Origin of the sequence: Trinickia sp. (genome assembly GCF_036503415.1) — a bacterium.
In the GTDB taxonomy this organism is placed as follows: Bacteria; Pseudomonadota; Gammaproteobacteria; order Burkholderiales; family Burkholderiaceae; genus Trinickia.
This window is the reverse complement of the sequence record NZ_DASXWY010000168.1, coordinates 1-4,262: the sequence shown is the minus strand read 5'-3', so window position 1 is coordinate 4,262 and position 4,262 is coordinate 1. Positions and strand designations below refer to the sequence as shown.

The 4,262-nt window shown below is 61.8% G+C and carries 4 protein-coding genes; all 4 read right to left on the bottom strand.

From position 1 onward, the window contains the following. Positions 1-25 precede the first annotated feature (25 nt). Positions 26-1,714 (bottom strand): filamentous hemagglutinin N-terminal domain-containing protein, encoded by a 1,689-nt coding sequence (locus tag VGL01_RS21200; protein ID WP_414720318.1) that lies wholly within the window; start codon positions 1,712-1,714, stop codon positions 26-28. A 211-nt stretch (positions 1,715-1,925) separates the two neighbouring features. Continuing rightward, on the bottom strand, positions 1,926-2,513 hold the full coding sequence (locus tag VGL01_RS21195) for a hypothetical protein (protein ID WP_331572841.1): 588 nt from the start codon (positions 2,511-2,513) through the stop codon (positions 1,926-1,928). A gap of 61 nt (positions 2,514-2,574) precedes the next feature. Continuing rightward, the gene (locus VGL01_RS21190; protein ID WP_331572839.1) at positions 2,575-3,144 is read right to left on the bottom strand and encodes a hypothetical protein; all 570 of its coding nucleotides are present in this window, start codon (positions 3,142-3,144) and stop codon (positions 2,575-2,577) included. A gap of 85 nt (positions 3,145-3,229) precedes the next feature. After that, the gene (locus VGL01_RS21185; RefSeq protein ID WP_414720317.1) at positions 3,230-4,102 is read right to left on the bottom strand and encodes a peptidylprolyl isomerase; all 873 of its coding nucleotides are present in this window, start codon (positions 4,100-4,102) and stop codon (positions 3,230-3,232) included. Positions 4,103-4,262: the final 160 nt, after the last annotated feature.

Sequence of the window (4,262 nt, the reverse complement as noted above, 5' to 3'; positions counted from 1 at the left end):
GCTTGCCCGCGATATTGACGTCATGTCAGCAGCTCAACGTTCCGCTCTGCCCGAACGCGATCGAGCCGCTGCCCGTCAAATCGCCCTGGGTCGCGAGTGTCCCGTTCTGCTGAACGATGACGACACCGGGCACATCGAGCGTGCCGCTCGAAAGCGTCGCATCGGTGCCCACCAACAGCGAACCGGGCACGCTGAACGCCCCGGCCACCGTCGCATTGAACGCCTTGCCGCTCGCGAGCGAGCCGGTCAGCGAAATATCGTGCCCAGCCGAAAGCGTCACATTGTTCTGCGCCGTGCTCTGCCCCGCGATCGCGACGTTATTGCCCGCGGTAATCGATAAATCGGCGCCTGACTGCACCGTGCCGTTGGAAATCACATCCCCAGCGGCATTGACGGTATATCCGCTACCGGCCACGCCGGTGCCGGCCAGCGTCACATTCCCCGCACTCGTCATCGACACGTCCTGCTGTGCCGTATGACTCGCCACCGTCAAATCTCCGTTCGACGACAGCGTCAGATTCCCCGTCGTCGCCGACAACCCCGCGTCGGCCCGCACGCCCATGCCCGCCGCAGTGCCCACCATCGCGATCTGGCCGGCCGTCATCGCCCCGAACGCGGTCGCGTCGATCGCATAACCCTGATTGGCGGCGCCAATTGCGGCCAGCGTGTTCGCGCTGCCATTGGCGCTCGTGGAATAGGTGGTGCCCGTTGCATCCACGACGCTGGGCTTCACGAGTTGATCGCCCGCAATCACATTGATGCGCGTGCCGGCGTATAACGGCGCATTGATGCCCACGGTCTCGCCGATCAGATCGATGGTGCCGACGGTGCCTTCAATGCCCGAGCCCGGGCCATTCACTCCCGCATTGCCTTCGATCTGAATGTGCCCACCCTTCACGTCGTAGGCGATGGCCTGACCGTTCGCGAAGTCCGTCACGGTGCCGCCCGTGCCGGTGAGGAATTGCGGCGCGCCTGTCGTGAGCGTCACGCCCGTCGTATTGGTGAAGCCCGCCCCGCGTACCGCGATCCCGTTCGGATTCGCGATGATGACGCTCGCCGCCGCGCCGAAGACTTCGAGCGGGCCGGCCAATACGCTCGCATAGCCTGCGCCCGTCGATGTCACCTGATTGAGAATGACGCTGGCCGTGCGTCCGTTCAGATTCGGGTTGGCAGCCACGGTGCCGCCTGTGAGCGAAGTCCCGCTTTGCAGGCTGTTGTTCAGAATCAACCCGGCTGCGTCGATGTTGAACGTTTGATATTGATTGAGCGAAATGCCCGCGGCATTCGGTGCGGTGATGTTGACGACAGGCACGCCGCCACCGGCGCCCGTCGATTGCACGATCTGCGGTTGAAACGTGATTGGGGCGGTGGGATCGACGATCGGCGCGGCATTGGCCGCCTGCATTGCGATGCGCACTCGCAGGCGCAACGAAGCGATATCCTGAATCGCACGCCAGGCGTCGTCACCCAGCCGATGACTTCCCGCCGCCAGCACGCCCGCCGCCTGACGGCCGGTCTCGACCGTCACGGTAATCGGTCCGACGAACAGGGTCGCGGCAACGAACGCGCTCAGCGCGCGTTGCCAGCCGCGATAGCGGGCATGCATGCCGCTTTCCGGCATGCCCGTCTCGGCATTCGCTTGTAATGCGTCGGATGCGGCGCGTGCCTGCTCCAGACGCTGGAATACACCGCCCTGCCTTGCCCCGTTCGTCATTTTTATTCGCCAACGAGTTGTTTTGTTTTTACCGACTGCCCATTGCGTATTGCCGAGCCCGCGGCCACGGGCTCGGCATTGCTTGTGCGCTTACGTACCGCCGGCCGGTCGTGCCGTGTGCGGTATAGCCAGCAGGCCCGCGCTCGAATCCAGCAGACGTCTCGAGAGCGGGCGAACCTCGCGGATGATGCAAGTCACCAGCGAACCGCTATTACTTTTGCAACTTGGGCTCGTTCGCCAGCGCGGTCTGCAATTTCGTCACGGCATCCGCAACCGCGAGCTGTCCGGCCAAACCGAAGTTGCGCTTGAATTCGCTGAATTCGGCGTGGCCCGTGCCCGTCACGTCCTCGACCACCACTTTCTGGCCCGTCGGATCGGTGATCGTGCAGGTCAGCGCGACGGTAAAGTCCGTCGGCGGCCACGTGAGCAGGCTGGGCGACGACGACTTCGTCGTGATCGACGGGACAACGACATAGTCGAGATGCTGCGCACGCATAGCTTCCGCATCCGGCGCTTTCTTCATCTTCGTGACGTTCTTGAACACATGTCCAAGACCGACGTAGATCGGAAGCTCCAGGTCGTGATACGGGTGGTAGCTGACTTTGTCCCCTCCTCCGCCGGGCGTGATGACCTCGCGCGCGGACTCGTCTTCCGAAATCACCATGGCGACGCTCTTTTCGATGGGTTTCGTCGACAACTCAGGAAGCTTGGCGGGGTCGCCCGTCAACGAAATTTCGTGTGCGCAACCTGACAACGCTGCAATCATGCCAACTACTGCGATTTTGTGAATCAATGCCATTTTTTGGTCCTCGTTTGCGTGGGGTGAAACGGTTTGTCGATCTCTAACGCGGTGCCTGCGCCTATTCGATTGCTTCGCGAAACGCTGGATCCGCGTAAAGCTCGCCCAACAGCTTTTGAACAGCCAGGGGATATTCTTCGCGCGCTTTCGGGACCGCGATCATGGCCGCAAAAGCCGATTCCCACTGGGTATGGGCTGTCTTGACCTTGTCATATCGGATGGCGCCTCCGCGCGTGACGATAAAACGCGCGCTCAGCGCGGCCTCGCCCGTCGCCAAGCCGACATCCACGTGGTTTTCGATCAATGTCGCTTTGATCTCGACATCGGATTGCGGCGAAAGCTTGCCTGCCATCGTCAGCTCCTTTGTCATCGCATCGGCGAGATAGCTGCCGTACGAATCGCCAACCGGGGAGCGCATCACGTTCGCGCGCAGGGCAATCGGATAGTAGTTTTTGGTGCTCGACTGTGAGTCGAACGTGCCGACGCGCGCATGTGCGCCGGATGCATTCTTCAGGGCTTGAATGTTGTCGACCGACGCCGTGTAGGGCGGAGCCACGAAGCCACACGCGCTCAGCAGCGCAATAGGTATCGCGACTGCGACGAGGCGAGGAATACGTTTGTGTAAGTCCATATCGTTGGTCTCTTGTGGTTGAGGTTTTGTTGTCGAATGTCTCGTTTAAAAGCGCTGATTGCCGGGCTCGCCGCTTTTCAGCATCTCACTGCTCGATGTGCGCGTTTTTGACGAGATCGGTCACGACCTGCGCCGTCGCCTTGGCCAACGCGACCTGCTCGAGTTCCTTGCGCAAGCCGTCCTTCGATTGATCGAGCGTCGGGATCTGCGTCTTGCGCATATCGTCCGCGCGCAAAATCCAGAAAGCGTCGCCCACTTGCACCGGCGCACTCGACACCGCCCCCTTCGGCAACTTCACGAGTGCCTCGGCAAGCGGCTGCGGCCAGTTCTGGGTAGTGCCGGCCGTGATCGGCGTCTTGAACGACACCCAATTCAGCGCACCGCCTTGCGTCGCGTTCGGCCCTTGGCTGTATTGCTTCGCGAGTTGCGCGAAATCGCCGCCCTTTTTCAGTTGCTCGAGAATCGTCTTGGCAGTGGCCTCGTCCTTCACTGCAATCGCGCTCGGCTTGTACTCGTTTTCGCCGAGTGTCGCGACGATGGCGTCGTATTTCGATTTCACTTCGTCATCGGTGACGGGCGCGGGCTTCACGACATCCTTCAAATAGGCCTGCATCATCGCCATCGTCTTCGTCTGCTCGACGATGGCCTGCACGTCGGCATGCGCGTCGTAATGCTGCTTCTGCGCCGCCTGGCGGAAAAGCTCGCGCGCGATCAACTGATTCTTCAGCGATGTGCGCAGCGCCGGCGTATCGGGCTGCCGGCTTGCACGCACCGCGGCATCAAGATCGCTCGCGGGAATCGTCACGCCGTTCACGCGTGCAATCGCACCCGCCGGGAGGGGCGCACTCGCCGCGATAGGCGCCTGTGCCGAAGCCGATGCCGGCTTCTTCGCCGCGACGGCGGCTCCCGTCATTGCAAGTGCCGATACCATCAGCACTACGCGCACGCTGTTTTTCATGGTTGCTCTCAAGTTCTCATTCATCGCCTCGTCCTTCCCCTCTCGGGATCAATCGGCATTCGCAGCTCGCGCATCTCGCGAGCTACGTCGCCAAGTTCAGTGTGAAAAGCACTACGCTCGCCTTGCGTCCCATCGCGGCAGGCTGCGTCAGTGCCTGTCC

Bases quoted from the DNA above. Each gene is read 5' to 3' on its own strand.
- VGL01_RS21190 (WP_331572839.1), bottom strand. From the start codon at position 3,144: ATGGACTTACACAAACGTATTCCTCGCCTCGTCGCAGTCGCGATACCT.
- VGL01_RS21200 (WP_414720318.1), bottom strand. From the start codon at position 1,714: ATGACGAACGGGGCAAGGCAGGGCGGTGTATTCCAGCGTCTGGAGCAG.
- VGL01_RS21195 (WP_331572841.1), bottom strand. From the start codon at position 2,513: ATGGCATTGATTCACAAAATCGCAGTAGTTGGCATGATTGCAGCGTTG.
- VGL01_RS21185 (WP_414720317.1), bottom strand. From the start codon at position 4,102: ATGAAAAACAGCGTGCGCGTAGTGCTGATGGTATCGGCACTTGCAATG.